This window comes from Arthrobacter sp. NicSoilC5, assembly GCF_019977395.1.
In the GTDB taxonomy this organism is placed as follows: domain Bacteria; phylum Actinomycetota; class Actinomycetes; order Actinomycetales; family Micrococcaceae; genus Arthrobacter.
Genome location: NZ_AP024660.1, coordinates 623,171 through 642,064 on the forward strand (window position 1 = coordinate 623,171; position 18,894 = coordinate 642,064).

Consider the following 18,894-nt stretch of genomic DNA (forward strand, 5'->3'; position numbering starts at 1 on the left):
GCCTTGCATGCCAGAACCTGGAGAAGATCATGAAATGGGACCCCGCAAAGTACGTCAAATTCGATGACCACCGGAACAGGCCGTTCTTCGACCTGACTGGCCGGATCCATGCTGACCGCCCCGTGCGGGTGGTCGACCTTGGCTGCGGGCCGGGGAACCTGACAGCTGCCCTGGCCGAACGCTGGCCCGGAGCCCAGGTGGTTGGCCTGGATTCCTCCGCGGAGATGTTGGCAAAGGCCGCCCCGCTGGCGCAGGCTGTCCCCGCCCTGAGGTTCGACCGTGCCGACATCGCCGAATGGATGCCCACCGGGGAGACGGACGTCGTGGTGAGCAACGCAGCCCTGCAGTGGGTCCCCGGCCACCAGGACCTGATGCGCAGGTGGCTGAAGGCCCTCCGCCCGGGATCCTGGTTCGCCATGCAGGTGCCGGGCAACTTCAACGCCCCCTCGCATTCCCTGATGCGGGAACTCGCGGCGTCCGGCCGTTGGGCGGCCAGGCTTGGCGGCGTGCTCCGCGGCGGGGAGTCGGTGGGGGAGCCCGCGGACTACCTGGGCATCCTGCTCGACGCCGGCTGCGCGGCGGATGCGTGGGAAACGAGCTACCAGCAGGTCCTGCAGGGGCCGGACCCCGTGCTCGAGTGGGTCCGCGGCACGGCACTGCGTCCGGTTATGGCGGTCCTCGGCGAGGACGACGCCAGGCATTTCGAGGAGGAGTACGCAGCCGCCCTGCGGGCGGCCTACCCCCAGGGGGCGCACGGCACCGTTTATCCGTTCCGGCGGATCTTTGCCGTCGGCCGCAAGGAGGAATAGGGGCCGGGACGCCATGTTTTCCAGCGCGTCACACGGCGTGACAGCGCCCGAAAGTGATCTGGCTTACAATGGCCACTGTGCTTCAGGGGTCAAGCCGCTGGCCCCCTCTTCGGCCGTAGGCATCTGCAGGGGGTATTTTGCTGGTCGGACTCTTAAAGCGGCAGCTTGCCGGCAAACACGCGCAGTTGTGGGCGATCGTTGTGCTCCAGCTGGTCCAGGCGGGGGCGAACCTGTTGCTGCCCACCGTGAACGCGGCCATTATCGATGACGGGATCGTGGCGGGCGAGCCCGGCGTGATCTCACGGCTCGGCATGCTCATGGCCGCCATTGCCGTGGTCCAGGCAGCGTCCGCCATCGCGGCGGGCTACCTCGGCGCCGTCGTTGCCATGAGTATCGGGCACCGCCTGCGGGCGGAGGTGTTCAGCCGGATCCAGACGCTGTCCTCCCAGGACGTGGCCCTGTTCGGAACCCAAAGCCTGACCACCCGCGCCACGAACGATGTCCAGCAGATCCAGGCGTTCGCCCTGCTGGTTTTCACCATGCTCTTCGCAGGCCCGGCCATGGGCATCGGCGGGATAGTGCTGGCTGTCCAGCAGGACGTGGTGCTGTCCGTCGTCGTCATCGTCATCGTGCCCCTGCTGCTGCTGATCATGTACCTGATCGTCCGCCGGCTCATTCCGCTCTACCGGGAGGGCCAGGAACTGCTGGACCGGTCCGGGGGAATCCTGCGCGAACAGATCATCGGTGTGGATGTGATCCGTGCCTTTGTCCGCCAGGGCCATGAAGGGCGGCGTTTCGCGGCGGTCAACGCCCGCCTGACCGCCAACAACCTCCGGTCGGCGCTCCTGGTCGCCGGGATGCTGCCAATGATCATGCTGGTGGTCAACACCAGTTCGGTTGCCGTGGTGTGGTTCGGCGGCCACCGCATCCAGTCGGGACTCATGAACCTTGGAGCGCTCACGGCCTTCATCGCCTACATCATGCAGATCCTGCTGGCAATCATGATGTCCATGTATGTGCTGATGACGGCGCCGCGGGCCGCCGTCTGCGCCGAACGTATCCAGGCCGTGCTGGACACCGAGCCCTCCGTCAGCAGCCCGGCCGGCCCGCAGCAGTTCCAGCCGGACCTTTCGCAGCCGGCAACCCTGGCCTTCCACGGCGTTGGCTTCTCCTACCCGGGAGCAGAGGCTCCCGTGCTTGCGGACATCAGCTTTACCGCCACTCCCGGTACCACCACCGCAATCGTGGGCGCGACCGGGAGCGGCAAGACCACGCTGCTGAACCTGATTCCACGGTTCCTCGACCCCACAAAAGGCCGCATCTCCCTGGCCGGCCATGACATCAGGGACGTGCCCCTGGACCAGCTGCGTGCAGCGATGGCCATCGTGCCCCAGCATTCCCACCTGTTCACCGGCACCATCGCCGACAACCTGCGGATGGCCGCGCCCGGGGCCACGGACGGGGAACTTTGGGCGGCCCTGGAAACGGCGCAGACCATGCGGTTCATGGGTGACCTCCCGCTGGGGCTTGCCACCCCCGTAGGCCAGGGAGGCGCCAGCCTGTCAGGCGGGCAGCGGCAAAGGCTGTGCATCGCCAGGGCGCTGTTGCGCAAGGCACCCCTCTACCTTTTTGACGACAGCTTCTCCGCCCTCGACTACGACACGGACACCAGGCTGCGGCAGGCCCTGGGGCAGGCGCTCGCCGCCGCGACGGTGGTCATCGTGGCCGAGCGCATTTCAGCCGTGGAGGACGCGGACCTGATCCTGGTGCTCGACGACGGCCGCCTCGTTGCGCAGGGAACGCACCGGGAGTTGCTGGAAACGTCCGCCACCTACCGCGAGATTGCCGAATCCCAGCTGGCGCTGGACGGCACGCTGTGACCGCAGGGAAAGAAGCCGGGGAAACGGCGTACAGGTTCTGGCCGACGGCCGGCAGGCTCCTGGGCCTCCTGCGCCCCTTCCGGCTCCAGATGCTCGGAGCCGTGGGATCCACCTGTGCCTTTGCCGTCCTCAACGTCGCGGCACCCAAGTACCTCGGTGATGCCACCGACGAGGTGGTGGAGGGCGTCCTCCAGGGCAGCCTGGACCAACGCCTCGGAGTCCTCCTGGCAGCGGTGGCCATGATGTACGTCTTCGCTTCCCTGTTCAACTGGGTCCAGGGCGCGTTGACCGCCCGGGCCGTGCAGGGACTCATGTACGGCCTGCGCGCGTCGGTGGAGGACAAGCTGCACCGGCTGCCCTCCACCTACTTCCGCGAACGCTCCCGCGGTGACGTGCTGAGCCGTGCCACCAACGACATCGACAACATCGCCCAGGCCCTGAACCAGGTCCTGACCCAGCTCATCGTGTCGGTCCTGATGCTGTGCGGCTCGCTGGCCATGATGCTGTGGATCTCACCGCTGCTCGCGGCCATCGCCATTGCCACCGTCCCCGTCTCCACATTGATCACCGTCCTGGTGGCCAGGCGGTCCCAGGAGCATTTCGCCCGGCAGTGGAAAGAGACCGGGGAACTGAACAGCCACGTGGAGGAATTCATCAGTGGCCACGAAGTCATCAAGGCTTTTGGCCGGCAGGAACAGGCGGCGGACGTCTTTACCCGCAGCAACGGACGCCTGGCGCGGGCGGCAGCCAAGGCCCAGTACTCAGCCGGGGTGGTCCAGCCACTGATGGTGCTGATGTCCAACCTCAACTACATCGCGGTTGCCGTGGTGGGGGCCCTGCAGGTCATCGCGGGCGCCATGACCATCGGGGGAGTCCAGGCCTTCATCCAGTTCAGCCGGCTGTTCACCCAGCCGGTGGGCCAGATAGGCGGGCTGTTGAACGTCATGCAGTCCTGCGCGGCGTCGGCCGCCAGGGTATTCGTGCTCCTGGACGCCGGCGAAGACCCGCCGGAGCCGGGCGGGCAGGGCGCCGCCATGCCGGCAGGCGGCCGCATCACCTTCCATGACGTCACCTTCGGCTACCCCGGATCCGTGCCCGCCGTCCGCAACCTCACCTTCACCGTGGAGCCAGGGCAGGCTGTCGCCATCGTGGGACACACGGGCGCAGGCAAGAGCACCGTGGTGAATCTCCTCATGCGGTTCCTGGAACCCTCATCCGGCGTGATCACCATGGGCGGGCAGGACATTGCGGCAATTCCCCGGAACCAGTTGCGGGCGCAGTTCGGTGTGGTCCTCCAGGATTCCTGGCTCTTCGACGGCAGCATCCGCGAAAACATCGCCTACGGCCTGCCGGGCGCGCCGGATGCTGCCATCGTCGCCGCCGCGGAGGCCACCCACGCGGACCGCTTCATCAGGTCGCTGCCGCACGGATACGGCACGGTGCTGGAAAACGGCGGGGAACCGCTCAGCCAGGGCCAGCGGCAACTGCTCACCATCGCCAGGGCGCAGCTTGCCGGGCGGGCCGTCCTGGTCCTGGATGAAGCAACCAGTTCCGTGGACTCCAGGACAGAACTGCTCATCCGCCAGGCGATGCAGAGGCTCCGCCACGGACGGACGAGCTTCATGATCGCCCACCGTTTGTCCACTATCCGCAACGCTGATCTAATTCTCGTCATGGACCACGGACGCATCGTCGAGCAGGGTACGCACGCAAGCCTGCTTGCCGCCAACAGTTACTACGCCAAGCTGTACAACGCCCAGTTCGCCGAACGGGACGGCAGGGCAGAGGTCCTGGAGGGCGGCCTGTGAGCGCTGCAGGAGAGTTTCCCGGTTCCTGGCGCCCCAATCCTGCCAGCAGTGTGGCGCTGTTCGAACAGCTGCGGCTCCAGGTCATCCATCTGGCGGACAACGGCGCACTGGCGCCAGGCACCCGGCTCCCTGCGGTGCGGGCCCTTGCAGAGAAACTCGACGTCGCTCCGCACACCGTGGCAAGGGCGTACAAGGAACTGGAGGCGGCGGGCATCGTTGCCACCCGGGGACGCAACGGGACCGTGGTCTCGGCACGCGACGAAAGGCTGGGAGGCCTGTCCGAGGCCGCTGCCGCCTATGCCGCGGTCGCCAAATCCCAGGGCGCCAGCTTCGCCGAGGCCGTGAAGATCCTCGCTGCCGCCTACGATGTTCCCTGAGGGCGGAACCGTCGGTGTTCGAAAAAGTTTTCGATTAGCATTATGGGGTGCCTAAAGCCTTAGCTGAAGAAACCCCTGCCCCCGCCACTTCCCTCGCAGTCCCCCCTGCTGCCTCCCCGCAGCGTCCGGACCTCTCCCGCCTCGTGGTGAAGGGCGCGCGGGAGCACAACCTGCGCAACGTGGACCTCGACCTGCCGCGTGATGCCATGATCGTCTTCACCGGCCTCTCGGGCTCCGGGAAGTCCTCGCTGGCATTCGACACCATCTTCGCCGAAGGCCAGCGGCGCTACGTTGAATCCCTCTCCGCTTACGCACGACAGTTCCTGGGCCAGGTGGACAAGCCCGACGTCGATTTCATCGAAGGCCTCTCTCCGGCGGTCTCCATCGACCAGAAATCCACCAGCAAGAACCCGCGGTCAACGGTGGGCACCATCACCGAAATCTACGACTACATGCGCCTGTTGTGGGCCCGTGTCGGCAGGCCGCATTGCCCGGTGTGCGGCGAGCCGGTGTCCAAGCAGACCCCGCAGCAGATCGTGGACCAGCTCCTTGAACTCGACGAGGGCACACGCTTCCAGGTCCTGGCACCGGTGGTGCGCGGACGCAAGGGCGAGTTCGTGGACCTCTTCAAGGAACTGACGGCCAAGGGATACTCGCGGGCACGGGTGGACGGCAACCTGGTCCAGCTGAGCGATCCCCCCAAGCTGGGCAAGCAGTTCAAGCACACCATCGAAGTAGTAGTGGACCGCCTGGTGGTCAAGGAAGGCATCAGCCAGCGGCTCACGGACTCCATCGAAACGGCCCTTGGGCTGTCCGAGGGCCGGGTCCTGGCTGAATTCGTGGACCTCGAAGCCGATGCGCCCGGACGGATCCGGGCGTTCTCCGAAAACCTTGCATGCCCCAACGAGCACCCGCTTGCCATCGATGAGATCGAGCCCCGCTCGTTCTCGTTCAACAACCCGTTCGGCGCCTGCGCCGCCTGCAGCGGAATCGGCACCCGGCTTGAGGTTGATGAGGAACTCATCGTGCCCAACCCGGAGCTGTCCCTGTCGGAGGGCGCCATCGCACCATGGTCGCTGGGCACCGCCACCACCGAGTACTGGAACCGGCTCCTGGAAGGCCTGGCCAAGGAAGTGGGCTTCTCCATGGCCACGCCGTGGGAGAAGCTGGGCAAGGATGTACGCCAGACCATCCTGCACGGCAAGGACCACAAGGTGGTGGTGCAGTACCGCAACCGCTTTGGCCGGGAACGCAAGTACAGCACCGGGTTCGAAGGCGCCATCCAGTACGTCCACCGCAAGCATGGCGAAACCGATTCGGACTGGGCCCGCGACCGCTACGAGGAATACATGCGGCAGGTTCCCTGCCCCGCCTGCAACGGCGCACGCCTCAACCCCGCATCCTTGTCGGTGCTGATCAACGGCAAGTCCATCGCCGAGGTAGCCGCGTTGCCCATGCGGGACTGCGCGGAGTTCCTGAACAACCTGGTGTTGACCGGGCGCGAAGCCCAGATCGCCCACCAGGTCCTCAAGGAGATCCAGGCCCGGCTGACGTTCCTCCTGGACGTTGGCCTGGAGTACCTCAACCTCGAGCGTCCGTCCGCCACCCTCTCCGGCGGCGAAGCGCAGCGCATCAGGCTCGCCACCCAGATCGGCTCCGGCCTGGTGGGTGTCCTCTACGTCCTGGACGAACCCTCCATCGGCCTGCACCAGCGGGACAACCGCCGGCTGATCGAAACCCTCACCCGGCTCCGCGACATGGGGAACACCCTCATCGTCGTTGAGCATGACGAAGACACCATCCACGTTGCCGACTGGATCGTTGACATCGGACCGGGCGCCGGCGAGCACGGCGGCCAGGTTGTCCACTCCGGGACCTACAAGGAGCTGCTGGACAACAAGGAATCGCTGACCGGCGACTACCTGTCCGGCCGCAAGGCCATCGAGGTACCGAAGAAGCGCCGTAAATACGACAAAAAGCGTGAGATCAAAGTGGTGGGCGCGCGGGAGAACAACCTCGTGAACGTCGACGCCGCCTTCCCGCTGGGACTCTTCACCGCGGTCACCGGCGTCAGTGGTTCGGGCAAGTCCACGCTCGTCAACGAGATCCTCTACAAGGTGCTGGCGAACAAACTCAACGGGGCCAAGCAGGTGGCGGGCCGGCACAAGACCGTCCAGGGCCTGGAGCACCTGGACAAGGTGGTCCACGTGGACCAAAGCCCCATCGGCCGTACCCCGCGGTCCAACCCGGCCACGTACACGGGCGTATTCGACAACATTCGCAAGCTCTTCGCCGAGACCACCGAGGCCAAGGTGCGCGGCTACCTTCCCGGGCGGTTCTCCTTCAACGTCAAGGGCGGCCGCTGCGAGGCATGCTCCGGTGACGGCACCCTGAAGATCGAGATGAACTTCCTGCCGGACGTCTACGTGCCGTGCGAGGTGTGCCACGGTGCCCGCTACAACCGGGAAACTTTGGAGGTGCATTACAAGGGCAAGACCATCGCCGACGTCCTCAACATGCCCATCGAGGAGGGCGCGGAGTTCTTTGCGGCGTTCTCACCCATTGCACGCCACCTGAACACCCTGGTGGACGTGGGACTGGGCTACGTCCGCCTGGGCCAGCCTGCCACCACCCTCTCCGGCGGTGAGGCTCAACGGGTCAAGCTTGCGGCAGAACTGCAGAAGCGGTCCAACGGCCGCAGCATCTACGTCCTGGACGAGCCAACCACAGGCCTGCACTTCGAGGACATCCGGAAGCTGCTCATGGTCCTGCAGGGGCTGGTGGACAAGGGCAACACGGTGATCACCATCGAACACAACCTGGACGTCATCAAGAGCGCCGACTGGCTGGTGGACCTCGGGCCGGACGGCGGCTCCGGCGGCGGCCAGATCGTCGCGGCGGGCACGCCGGAGCAGGTGGCCAAGTCCTCCACCAGCCACACCGGAAAGTTCCTGGCCGAAATACTCGGCTGACCGACGGAAACTGCACGGAAGTATTCCTGGAAGGGAATGCGAGTTTCAGGCATTCCTGCTGTCGTGAGAAACTAACCCGGTGACTTCAACAACAGTGCCCGTGATCTTTGACCTGGACGGCACTCTTGTCGATCCGGCCGGTGGAATAACTGAAGGGATTGCCTCAGCCCTCCGCGGGCTGGGGCTCCCGGTTCCCGGCCAGGACCTGCTCGATTCGATGATTGGCCCCAAGCTGAGCGATTCCCTGCTCAACGTGGCAAATGTGCCCGCGGAACGCCTGGAAGAGGTGGTCCACCGGTACCGCGAACACTACGTCGCCAGGGGAATTGCCCAGAGCCGGCTCTACCCCGGTATCCGGGAAATCCTGGAATCCTTCGCGGCGGCGGGACGGCCCGTTGCTGTGGCAACGCAAAAGCCCCAGCGGCTGGCGCATAAAGTCCTGGCACACCACGGCATCGACGGCCTCTTCCACGGCATCCACGGCTCTGCCGACGACGAAACGCTGGTGGAAGGCGTCCCCCTGGGCAAGACCCAGATCATCGCCGCCGCCCTGAGGGACCTGGATACCCAGCACGCGATCATGGTGGGCGACCGCGCCCAGGACGTGTCCGGTGCCATCGCCAACGGGCTGGACTGCATCGGAGTTGTCTGGGGATTCGCGCCCGACGGGGAGCTGGAGGAAGCCGGATCCGTGGCGGTCGTCAGCACGGGCGAGGAACTGGTAGCGGTCATCGAGCGGCTGCAGGCGGTCCACACCGCGGCCATGAGCGGGGTGGTCAACGATGGAAATGTTTGATGCCGTCCGCTGGACCACGCGCAACCTGATCGCCGGCACCTGCCGGCCCACCGTCGTCGGACTCGAAAACGTCCCTGCCGATGGCCCCTTTATCGTGGCACCCAACCACCTGTCCTTCTTCGACAGCGTGATCGTCCAGGCCCTGATGCCGCGGCCGGTTGCCTTCTTTGCCAAGGCCGAGTACTTCACCACGGGCGGCGTCAAGGGCAAGGTCATGAAAGCCTTTTTCGAATCCGTCGGCTCCATCCCCGTGGAGCGGGGTGAGCAGGCAGCCAGCGTCCAGGCACTGAAAACCCTGCTGGACATCCTGGAGTCCGGCCGCGGCATCGGCATCTACCCCGAGGGCACGCGCTCCCGCGACGGCATCCTCTACCGGGGACGCACCGGCGTCGGCTGGCTGGCCCTCACCACCGGGGCGCCCGTGATCCCCGTCGGGCTGATCGGGACCGAAAAGCTTCAGCGTGCCGGCGAAAAAGGGGTCAAGCCGCAGCACTTCACCATGAAGGTGGGGGAGCCGCTGTACTTCGACAAGACGGGACCGGACCACTCACTGCCGGCCCGCCGCGAGGTCACGGACAGGATCATGGACGCAATCGCCGGCCTCAGCGGCCAGGAGCGCTCCGCCAGTTACAACCAGAGCAAGTCCGCCGAGTAACCGGAAACCGCCGCACGCAGGCCCGGACCGGGTCTGGATGCTCCGGTTGGCATGGAGAGCCGGCGCGACTCAGTAGACTTGATAGGTGGCAAATCCAGCAAGTTACCGGCCCAAAACCGGTGAAATCCCCACCAACCCGGGCGTCTACCGGTTCCGTGATCCGCACGGCCGGGTCATCTACGTGGGCAAAGCCAAAAGCCTCCGGTCCCGGCTGAACTCCTACTTCGCCAACCCGGCGGGGCTGCTGCCCAAGACCTATGCGATGGTCCACGCGGCCAGCAGCGTCGAGTGGACCGTGGTGGGCAGCGAACTCGAATCGCTGCAGTTGGAATACACCTGGATCAAGGAATTCAAGCCGCGCTTCAACGTGGTGTTCCGGGATGACAAGACGTATCCCTACCTGGCCGTGACCATGGGCGAAAAGTACCCGCGGGTGCAGGTCATGCGGGGCGACAAACGGAAGGGGACCCGCTATTTCGGCCCCTACACCGCCGGCGCCATCCGGGAGACCATGGACACCCTGCTCCGGGTCTTCCCCGTCCGGAGCTGCAGCGCCGGCGTCTTCAAGCGGGCCGAGGCAAGCGGCCGGCCCTGCCTGCTGGGCTACATCGACAAGTGCTCCGCGCCGTGCGTCGGACGGATTTCGCCGGAGGACCACCGGGCACTGGCCGACGATTTCTGTGCCTTCATGGGCGGCGAAGCCAAACGCTTCATCAACAAGCTGGAAAAGCAGATGGGCGACGCCGTGGCGAAGCTCGACTACGAGCACGCAGCCCGGCTGCGTGACGACATCACCGCGCTGCGGAAGGTATTCGAACGCAACGCCGTGGTGCTCTCCGAGGACACCGATGCCGACGTCTTCGCCCTGCACGAAGACGAGCTGGAAGCCGCCGTCCAGGTGTTCCACGTCCGCGGCGGCAGGATCCGAGGCCAGCGCGGCTGGGTGGTGGAAAAAGTGGAGGACTTCACCACCCCGGACCTGGTGGAGCACCTGCTGCAGCAGGTGTACGGGGAGGACGGCGACACGCACGGCCGGCTGCCCCGCGAAGTCCTGGTGCCGGTGGCCCCCAGCAACCAGGAAGACCTGGCCAATTGGCTGGGCGGGATCCGCGGCGCCAAAGTGGACATCCGGGTGCCGCAACGCGGTGACAAGGCGGCACTGATGTCCACTGTGCGCGAGAATGCCGAACACGCTCTGAAGCTTCACAAGACACGGCGGGCAGGTGACATCACTGTCAGGTCGCAGGCCCTCCAGGAGCTGCAGGAAGCCCTGGACCTTCCGGTTCCCCTGCTCCGGATCGAATGCTTCGACGTCTCCCACGTCCAGGGCACCAACGTCGTGGCTTCCATGGTGGTGGTGGAGGACGGGCTGCCCAAGAAGTCCGACTACCGCAAGTTCTCCATCACCGGCCCCGCGGCCGCTGATGACACCGCCGCCATGCACGACGTCCTGACGCGCAGGTTCCGCCACTACCTCCAAGACAAGTCGGCGCAGGTGGACGAATCCGTGCTGGAAGCTGACGGCCCGGAGGCGGCACCGGGCGCGGAGGTGCTGGACAGCACCACGCCGGCGCCAAAGGCCAAGTTCGCCTACCCGCCCAACCTGGTGGTGGTGGACGGCGGCCAGCCGCAGGTGAACGCGGCCGCCCGTGCACTCAAGGACCTCGGGATCGACGACGTCTACGTCGTGGGGCTCGCCAAACGCCTGGAGGAAGTCTGGCTTCCGGACAGCGACTTCCCGGTGATCCTTCCCCGGACCTCGCAGGGACTCTACCTGCTCCAGCGGATCCGCGACGAGGCCCACCGCTTTGCCATCACTTTCCACCGGCAGAAGCGCGGCAAGGCCATGACGGTGTCGGCACTGGACGCCGTCCCGGGCCTGGGCGCCTCCAAGCGGAAAGCCCTGCTGGCGCACTTTGGATCCGTCAAGGGCGTGAAGGCCGCCACGGTGGAGGAGCTCGCAGAGGCGAAGGGCATTGGCCCTGCCCTGGCCGGGGCCATCGTCAACCACTTCGCGGCGGAGGGGACCGAGGCCGTGACCGTGCCCGCGATCAACATGACCACCGGCGAAATCATTGAAACTTAGCTAGGGTAAAGGACGGGGCAGTGCCACAGCGGCGGCCCCGGGAACAACGAGGAAACGGGGCAGGCTTCATGGCAGACACGACCGCGGGATCCGGAGCGGGCCACGACGGGCTGGAGCCCGTCAAGCCGCTCGAAGCGGAACTGCTGGTGGTCACCGGGATGTCCGGCGCCGGACGGAGCACCGCCGCGGACGCGCTGGAGGACCACGGCTGGTACGTCGTGGAGAACCTGCCGCCGCAGATGCTGGGCACGCTCGCGGAGCTGGTCTCCCACGCCCCGCAGTCGATTCCACGGCTGGCCGTGGTGATCGATGTCCGCAGCAAGGGACTCTTTGCGGATATCCGTGCAGCCCTGGGGGCCCTGGCGGCCAGCGGTGTGACCTTCCGCGTCCTGTTCCTCGACGCCAGCGACAACGTCCTGGTCCGGAGGTTCGAACAGGGCCGGCGCCCGCACCCGCTGCAGGGAGGCGGACGCATCCTTGACGGCATCGCCGCCGAACGTGAGCTGCTGCAGGAACTGCGCGACAGCTCCGACGTCGTCCTCGACACCTCCAACTACAACGTCCACGGGCTGGCCACGGCCATCACCGAACTGTTCAGTGAAACCGGCCCGGTGGCCCTGCGGCTCAACGTCATGAGCTTCGGCTTCAAGTACGGCCTCCCGGTCGATGCCAACTATGTGGCCGACGTCCGGTTCATCCCCAACCCCCACTGGGTGCCCCAGCTGCGCCCGCAGACCGGCCTGGACAAGGACGTCAGCGACTACGTCCTGGAGGCCGAGGGCGTGAAGAACTTCGTGGACCGCTACGTCCTGGCCCTGGAACCGGTCCTGGAGGGATACCGCAGGGAGAACAAGCACTACGCCACCATCGCCGTCGGCTGCACGGGCGGCAAGCACCGCTCCGTCGCCGTCGCGGTTGAACTCTCCAAGAAACTCGCGCAGTATCCGCGGGTCACGGTGACCACCGCGCACCGGGATCTGGGCCGCGAGTAATGGCGCTGTTCACCGGAGCCCTGCCCCTGGTGCCGCCGGCCGCTGGTAAGGGCTCGGGCCAGCAGGACAAGGGCCCCAACGTCGTGGCCCTGGGTGGCGGGCACGGCCTGGCGGCCTCGCTGTCGGCTTTGCGCCTGCTCACCTCCGAGCTCACCGCAGTGGTGACGGTGGCGGACGACGGCGGCTCGTCCGGGCGCCTGCGCGAAGAGTACGGCGTCCTCCCGCCGGGAGACCTCCGCATGGCGCTGTCCGCGCTGTGCGACGACACCGACTGGGGACGCACCTGGCGTGACGTCATGCAGCACCGGTTCCGGGCCGGGACAGGCCCCGGGGGTTCGCTGGATGAGCACGCCATGGGCAACCTCCTGATCGTCACCCTGTGGGAGTTGCTGGGCGACGCCGTCGCAGGACTCAAATGGGCCGGTGCGCTGCTTGGCGCCCGCGGCCAGGTGCTGCCCATGTCCACGGTCCCGCTCACCATCGAAGGCGACGTCCGCGTCACCGCACCCGACGGCGGAACTGCCCTGCACACCATCCACGGCCAGGCACGCTGTGCCGTGGCCGGCTCGCTGGAGGAGGTCCGGCTCCTGCCCGAGGCCGCGCCTGCCTGCACCGACGCACTGACGGCCATCGAACTGGCGGACTGGGTGGTCCTGGGCCCCGGCTCCTGGTACACATCAGTCCTTCCGCACCTGCTCCTGCCGGAGATGCGGCAGGCACTGTGCAGCACCCCTGCCAAACGCTGCCTCACCATGAACCTCGCCACGGACACCAAGGAAACCAGCGGCATGACGGCGGCCGACCACCTCCACGTCCTCCGGCGCTACGCCCCCGAGTTCAGTGTGGACGTGGTCCTGGCCGATCCCGCGTCGGTACCGGACCGGCAGGAGTTCGAGAAGGCCGCCGGCATGATCGGCGCGGAGGTGGTCTTGGGTAAAGTAGGGGCGTCGGGACGCCGCCCCGTCCATGAGCCGCTCCGGCTGGCCACGGCGTACCAGGACATTTTTGGGAACAGTTAGGAAGGTGCCATGGCACTGACAGCATCGGTCAAGGAAGAACTGTCCCGTCTGGACATCAAGAAGTCATCAGTGCGCAAGGCTGAAGTCTCCGCAATGCTCCGGTTCGCCGGGGGACTGCACATCATTTCGGGCAGGATCGTCATCGAGGCGGAAGTTGACCTCGCGTCCACTGCACGCCGGCTCCGCGCCGCCATCGCCGAGGTCTACGGACACCAGAGCGAAATCATCGTGGTCTCCGCCGGCGGACTCCGCCGCGCCAGCCGCTACGTGGTCCGCGTGGTCCGCGACGGCGAGGCGCTGGCCCGCCAGACGGGCCTGCTGGATGGCCGCGGCCGCCCCGTGCGCGGCCTGCCGTCCGCCGTCGTCAACGGCTCGGCCGCAGACGCCGAAGCCGTGTGGCGCGGGGCGTTCCTGGCGCACGGTTCGCTCACCGAACCCGGCCGGTCGTCATCGCTGGAAGTCACCTGCCCGGGTCCGGAATCGGCCCTGGCCCTGGTGGGCGCCGCCCGCCGCCTGGACATCCAGGCCAAGGCCCGCGAGGTCAGGGGAGTGGACCGCGTGGTCATCCGCGACGGCGACACCATCGCCGCGCTCCTGACGCGCATGGGCGCCCACGACGCACTGATGGTGTGGGAGGAACGCCGGATGCGCAAGGAAGTCAGGGCCACAGCCAACCGGCTCGCGAACTTCGATGACGCCAACCTGCGCCGCTCCGCCCAGGCAGCCGTGGCTGCCGGCGCACGCGTGGACCGGGCCCTGGAAATCCTGGGCGACGACGTCCCGGACCACCTGAAGTACGCCGGCGAGCTGCGGGTGGCGCACAAACAGGCCAGCCTTGACGAGCTGGGCCGGCTCGCCGACCCCGTGATGACCAAGGACGCGATCGCCGGCCGGATCCGCCGCCTGCTGGCCATGGCGGACAAGCGTGCGCTTGACCTGGGCATTCCCGGAACGGACGCCAATGTGACGCCTGAAATGCTGGACGAGTAGGCGCCCCATAGAATCAGAAATAATTCCGGGCACCAGCTGCCCGGATGCACAATCCAAGAGTTACCAACCGGGCCTTCCTGGTCCACGATATTGGAGGATTTTGTGACCGAGTACGTATTGCCGGAACTCAGCTACGATTACGCCGCCCTCGAACCGCACATCTCTGCGCGGATCATGGAGCTGCACCACAGCAAGCACCACGCCACCTACGTGGCAGGCGCCAACAACGCCCTGGCCCAGCTGGCCGAGGCCCGCGAAAAAGGCGACTTCGCCAACATCAACCGGCTCTCCAAGGACCTCGCGTTCCACACCGGCGGCCACATCAACCACTCCGTGTTCTGGAAGAACCTGTCCCCGGACGGCGGCGACAAGCCCGAGGGCGAACTGGCTGCAGCGATCGATGACGCCTTCGGCTCCTTCGACGCGTTCCGCGCCCAGTTCTCCGCCGCGGCCCTGGGCCTGCAGGGTTCGGGCTGGGGCTTCCTGGCCTACGAGCCCATCGGCGGGAACCTGGTCATCGAGCAGCTCTACGACCAGCAGGGCAACGTTGCGCTGGGCACCACCCCGCTGCTGATGCTGGACATGTGGGAGCACGCCTTCTACCTGGACTACGTCAACGTCAAGGCCGACTACGTTAAGGCGTTCTGGAACATCGTCAACTGGGCCGACGTCGCCCAGCGCTTCGAGGCAGCACGCACCAACGCCACGGGACTCATCACCCTTCCGTAGTGACGTGCGATATACATCGCTGTAACAAACTTCACATTCTGACTTAAACAGGCCGGGATGTGGACCGTCCGCCCCCGCACTTGCGGGGGCGGACCCAGTTAAACGTAAGATAGGTCACGGAAGGCGGTTAGCCTTCAGCAATGAGGCTGGTCGCCCTCCGTGTAAATCATCTCTGCCCAATGGCGTGCGGGATCTGTTAGTTGGCTTCAACGCCCGCTCAACTAGTAGTGCTTTTCAAAGCACCAAGGAGACTGTAAAAGTGACGACCCGTATTGGTATCAACGGCTTTGGCCGCATTGGCCGCAACTACTTCCGCGCAGCGCTTGCCCAAGGCGCAGACCTCGAGATCGTTGCCGTCAACGACCTCACCAGCCCCGAAGCCCTGGCCCACCTGTTCAAGTACGACTCTGTCGGCGGCCGGCTGAAGGAAACCATCGAGGTCAAGGACGGCAACATCGTCGTCAACGGCAACGTGGTCAAGGTCCTGGCCGAGCGCGATCCCGCCAACCTCCCGTGGGGTGAGCTGGGCGTTGACATCGTGATCGAATCCACCGGGTTCTTCACCAAGGCTGCCGACGCCAAGAAGCACATCGATGCCGGCGCCAAGAAGGTCCTGATCTCCGCTCCGGCTTCGGACGAGGACATCACCATCGTCATGGGTGTTAACCACAACCTCTACGACAACGCCAAGCACAACATCATTTCCAACGCGTCCTGCACCACCAACTGCCTCGGCCCGCTGGCAAAGGTCGTCAACGACGAGTTCGGCATCGAGCGCGGGCTCATGACCACCGTGCACGCCTACACCGCCGACCAGAACCTCCAGGACGGCCCGCACAAGGACCTGCGCCGTGCACGTGCCGCAGCCATCAACATGGTTCCCACCTCCACCGGTGCCGCCAAGGCCATTGGCCTGGTCCTGCCTGAGCTCAAGGGCAAGCTGGACGGCTACGCCATCCGCGTTCCCGTGCCCACCGGCTCCGCCACCGACCTCACCGTCACCGTCTCCCGCGAAACCACCGTCGAGGAAGTCAACGCAGCCCTCAAGCGTGCTTCCGAGTCCGACGAGCTGCAGGGCTTCCTGACCTACACGGAAGAGCCGATCGTGTCCTCCGACATCGTTGGTGACCCCGCGTCGTCGATCTTCGACGCCGGCCTGACGAAGGTCATTGGCAACCAGGTCAAGGTTGTTTCCTGGTATGACAACGAATGGGGCTACTCCAACCGCCTCGTCGACCTCACGGAGCTTGTAGCAGCCAAGCTGGGCTAGGGTTAGACACATGACATCACACACCCTCAACGAACTGATCGCTGAAGGTGTCCGCGGGCGGTACATTCTGGTTCGAAGTGACCTGAATGTGCCGCTCGACGGCTCTACAGTCACTGACGACGGCCGCATCAAGGCCTCACTCCCAGTGCTGGCAAAGCTCACGGACGCCGGTGCCCGCGTGCTGGTAACAGCCCACCTAGGACGCCCCAAGGGCGCCCCGGAGGACAAATACTCCCTTCGCCCCGCAGTGGACCGCCTCGCCGAGCTGGCGGGCTTCAAGGTAACCCTGGCGGCCGATACTGTCGGCGACGCCGCCAAGGCTGCCGCCGCATCCCTGCAGGACGGTGAAGCACTCGTTCTGGAGAACGTCCGCTTCGACGCCCGGGAGACCAGCAAGGACGACGCCGAACGCGGCGCCTTCGCCGACGAGCTGGTGGCACTCACCGGCAGCAACGGCGCCTACGTGGACGATGCCTTCGGTGCCGTCCACCGCAAGCACGCCAGCGTCTACGACGTCGCCACCCGGCTGCCGTCGTACCAGGGCGACCTGGTGCACACCGAGGTTGAGGTCCTGCGGAAGCTGACCGCCGACACCCAGCGCCCCTACGTGGTGGTTCTGGGCGGTTCCAAGGTCTCGGACAAGCTCGCGGTGATCAACAACCTGATCGGCAAGGCTGACACCATCCTGGTGGGCGGCGGCATGCTCTTCACCTTCCTGGCGGCACAGGGACACAAGGTTGCCTCAAGCCTCCTTGAAGAGGACCAGATCCCGGTGGTCCAGGACTACCTGAAGCGCGCCGCGGACGCCGGCACTGAGTTCGTGGTTCCCACGGACGTAGTGGTGGCAGAGAAGTTCGCTGCGGACGCTGCGCACGAAACGGTTGCAGCCGACGCGATTGAGGGCAGCAGCTTTGGTGCCCAGGGCATCGGCCTGGACATTGGTCCTGATACCGCTGCCGCCTTCGCTGAGCGGATCAAGGGAGCCCGTACGGTCTTCTGGAACGGCCCCATGGGCGTTTTCGAATTCGAGGCCTTCTCTGCAGGCACCCGCGCCATCGCGCAGGCCCTGACCGGCACCGACGGGTTCACAGTGGTGGGCGGCGGAGATTCGGCCGCGGCAGTACGCACCCTGGGATTCAGCGATGACCAGTTCGGCCACATTTCCACCGGCGGCGGCGCCAGCCTGGAGTACCTCGAAGGCAAGGAACTCCCCGGCCTCAGCGTCCTGGACCGCTAGAACCGGACCGGTAAAGCGGGACGGCAGAATCACCGCTGCTGTCCGCCAGTAACGGACCTCGCAGTCCTCCGGCCGGCAGGTTGCCCATGGCAGCCTGCCGGCCGATTACATATCAAGAACTTTTTGGAGATTACGTGACTACGTCAACGAACGGCGCTTTCGACCGCAAGCCCTTCATCGCGGGCAACTGGAAAATGAACATGGACCACGTGCAGGGCATCACCCTCCTGCAGAAACTCGCCTGGACGCTGTCCGACGCAAAGCATGACTACAGCCGCGTCGAGGTTGCCGTCTTCCCGCCGTTCACCGACCTCCGCGGGGTCCAGACCCTGGTGCAGGGCGACGACCTGCAGGTCGCGTATGGTGGCCAGGACCTGTCGCAGTTCGACTCAGGCGCCTACACCGGCGACATCTCCGGGCAGTTCCTGAACAAGCTCGGCTGCAAGTACGTGCTGGTGGGCCACAGCGAACGCAGGACCATCCACAACGAGTCCGACGACGTCCTAAACGCCAAGGTCAAGGCAGCGTTCAAGCACGGCGTCACCCCCGTCCTTTGCGTGGGGGAAGGACTGGAAATCCGCCAGGCCGGGACCCACGTCGAGCACACGCTCCAGCAGCTCCGTGCCGGAGTGGCGGGCCTGACCAACGAGCAGGCAGCCGAACTGGTGGTTGCGTACGAGCCCGTCTGGGCCATCGGCACCGGTGAAGTGGCCGGACCGGAGGACGCACAGGAAATGTGTGCCGCCATCCGTGCAGAACTCGAGAGCCTTTTCGGCGCCGACGTGGCAGCCAAGACCCGGCTGCTGTACGGCGGCTCAGTCAAGGCCAACAACGCTGCCGCCATCCTGCAGGAGCGCGATGTGGATGGCGTCCTGGTGGGTGGCGCCAGCCTTGACCCGGCTGAGTTTGCTAATATTGTCAGGTTCGAGAGCCACCTGGTCACGGACTAGTCCGTAGCCAGCGCATACTCCCGCAATTCCAACTTCCGAAAGGCCGTCGTGGACGTTCTTCATGTCATTCTGCAGATCCTCCTGGGTATCACCAGCCTCCTGCTGACGCTGCTGATCCTCCTGCACAAGGGACGCGGCGGCGGACTGTCAGATATGTTCGGCGGCGGCATGAGCTCAGGCCTCAGCTCCTCGGGCGTGGCAGAACGCAACCTCAACCGCTTCACCATCATCCTGGGCGTCACCTGGGGTGTGGTGATCATCGGGCTTGGCCTGATCATGCGCTTCAGCGGCGCCGGCGACTCCTAAAGGGTCCGCTGGATAGGG

The 18,894-nt window shown here is 65.9% G+C and carries 16 protein-coding genes; all 16 read left to right on the forward strand.

The annotated features are described in order from the left end of the window. Window positions 1-29 precede the first annotated feature (29 nt). The 16 genes from LDO22_RS02820 to secG all read left to right on the forward strand — a co-directional run bounded on the left by LDO22_RS02820 (window position 30) and on the right by secG (window position 18,876). Window positions 30-809, forward strand: a complete 780-nt coding sequence (locus tag LDO22_RS02820; protein WP_224026031.1) for a trans-aconitate 2-methyltransferase — start codon at window positions 30-32, stop codon at window positions 807-809. Between the two features lie 137 nt (window positions 810-946). Beyond that, the gene (locus tag LDO22_RS02825) at window positions 947-2,689 is read left to right on the forward strand and encodes an ABC transporter ATP-binding protein (protein WP_224026032.1); all 1,743 of its coding nucleotides are present in this window, start codon (window positions 947-949) and stop codon (window positions 2,687-2,689) included. Then, window positions 2,686-4,497 carry an ABC transporter ATP-binding protein gene (locus LDO22_RS02830; protein ID WP_224026033.1) on the forward strand — a complete coding sequence of 604 codons (1,812 nt, stop codon included), beginning with the start codon at window positions 2,686-2,688 and terminating at the stop codon, window positions 4,495-4,497. The genes LDO22_RS02825 and LDO22_RS02830 overlap by 4 nt, the downstream gene beginning before the upstream one ends. After that, entirely contained in the window at window positions 4,494-4,874 is a 381-nt protein-coding gene (locus LDO22_RS02835; RefSeq protein ID WP_159632068.1) for a GntR family transcriptional regulator, read from the forward strand. The genes LDO22_RS02830 and LDO22_RS02835 overlap by 4 nt, the downstream gene beginning before the upstream one ends. Before the next feature lie 47 nt (window positions 4,875-4,921). Further along, window positions 4,922-7,846: an excinuclease ABC subunit UvrA gene (gene uvrA / locus LDO22_RS02840; RefSeq protein ID WP_224026034.1), complete on the forward strand. Its 2,925-nt coding sequence runs from the start codon at window positions 4,922-4,924 to the stop codon at window positions 7,844-7,846. Between the two features lie 79 nt (window positions 7,847-7,925). Further along, window positions 7,926-8,642, forward strand: a complete 717-nt coding sequence (locus tag LDO22_RS02845) for an HAD hydrolase-like protein (RefSeq protein WP_224026035.1) — start codon at window positions 7,926-7,928, stop codon at window positions 8,640-8,642. After that, a complete protein-coding gene (locus LDO22_RS02850; RefSeq protein WP_224026036.1) occupies window positions 8,629-9,297 on the forward strand; it encodes a lysophospholipid acyltransferase family protein in 669 nt (222 codons plus the stop codon). Before LDO22_RS02845 ends, LDO22_RS02850 begins: the two co-directional genes overlap by 14 nt. 85 nt (window positions 9,298-9,382) lie before the next feature. After that, window positions 9,383-11,383 (forward strand): excinuclease ABC subunit UvrC, encoded by a 2,001-nt coding sequence (gene uvrC / locus LDO22_RS02855; protein WP_224026037.1) that lies wholly within the window; start codon window positions 9,383-9,385, stop codon window positions 11,381-11,383. A gap of 68 nt (window positions 11,384-11,451) precedes the next feature. Beyond that, entirely contained in the window at window positions 11,452-12,375 is a 924-nt protein-coding gene (gene rapZ, locus LDO22_RS02860) for an RNase adapter RapZ (protein WP_159632064.1), read from the forward strand. Then, a complete protein-coding gene (gene yvcK / locus LDO22_RS02865) occupies window positions 12,375-13,394 on the forward strand; it encodes a uridine diphosphate-N-acetylglucosamine-binding protein YvcK (protein ID WP_224026038.1) in 1,020 nt (339 codons plus the stop codon). The genes rapZ and yvcK overlap by 1 nt, the downstream gene beginning before the upstream one ends. Before the next feature lie 9 nt (window positions 13,395-13,403). Further along, the gene (whiA, locus tag LDO22_RS02870; protein WP_015937022.1) at window positions 13,404-14,384 is read left to right on the forward strand and encodes a DNA-binding protein WhiA; all 981 of its coding nucleotides are present in this window, start codon (window positions 13,404-13,406) and stop codon (window positions 14,382-14,384) included. A 102-nt stretch (window positions 14,385-14,486) separates the two neighbouring features. Continuing rightward, entirely contained in the window at window positions 14,487-15,113 is a 627-nt protein-coding gene (locus LDO22_RS02875) for a superoxide dismutase (protein WP_159632062.1), read from the forward strand. Between the two features lie 259 nt (window positions 15,114-15,372). Then, window positions 15,373-16,383, forward strand: coding sequence for a type I glyceraldehyde-3-phosphate dehydrogenase (gene gap, locus LDO22_RS02880; RefSeq protein ID WP_224026039.1), 1,011 nt, complete (start codon window positions 15,373-15,375; stop codon window positions 16,381-16,383). 10 nt (window positions 16,384-16,393) lie between these two features. Continuing rightward, window positions 16,394-17,620 carry a phosphoglycerate kinase gene (locus tag LDO22_RS02885; protein ID WP_159632060.1) on the forward strand — a complete coding sequence of 409 codons (1,227 nt, stop codon included), beginning with the start codon at window positions 16,394-16,396 and terminating at the stop codon, window positions 17,618-17,620. A 134-nt stretch (window positions 17,621-17,754) separates the two neighbouring features. Then, entirely contained in the window at window positions 17,755-18,570 is an 816-nt protein-coding gene (gene tpiA, locus LDO22_RS02890) for a triose-phosphate isomerase (RefSeq protein ID WP_224026040.1), read from the forward strand. A 48-nt stretch (window positions 18,571-18,618) separates the two neighbouring features. After that, window positions 18,619-18,876, forward strand: a complete 258-nt coding sequence (secG, locus tag LDO22_RS02895) for a preprotein translocase subunit SecG (RefSeq protein ID WP_159632058.1) — start codon at window positions 18,619-18,621, stop codon at window positions 18,874-18,876. Window positions 18,877-18,894: the final 18 nt, after the last annotated feature.

Excerpts from the sequence above, each read along its gene's own strand:
- LDO22_RS02820 (WP_224026031.1), top strand. The coding sequence starts at position 30 with ATGAAATGGGACCCCGCAAAGTACGTCAAATTCGATGACCACCGGAAC.
- LDO22_RS02850 (WP_224026036.1), top strand. The coding sequence starts at position 8,629 with ATGGAAATGTTTGATGCCGTCCGCTGGACCACGCGCAACCTGATCGCC.
- rapZ (WP_159632064.1), top strand. The coding sequence starts at position 11,452 with ATGGCAGACACGACCGCGGGATCCGGAGCGGGCCACGACGGGCTGGAG.
- yvcK (WP_224026038.1), top strand. The coding sequence starts at position 12,375 with ATGGCGCTGTTCACCGGAGCCCTGCCCCTGGTGCCGCCGGCCGCTGGT.
- whiA (WP_015937022.1), top strand. The coding sequence starts at position 13,404 with ATGGCACTGACAGCATCGGTCAAGGAAGAACTGTCCCGTCTGGACATC.
- LDO22_RS02885 (WP_159632060.1), top strand. The coding sequence starts at position 16,394 with ATGACATCACACACCCTCAACGAACTGATCGCTGAAGGTGTCCGCGGG.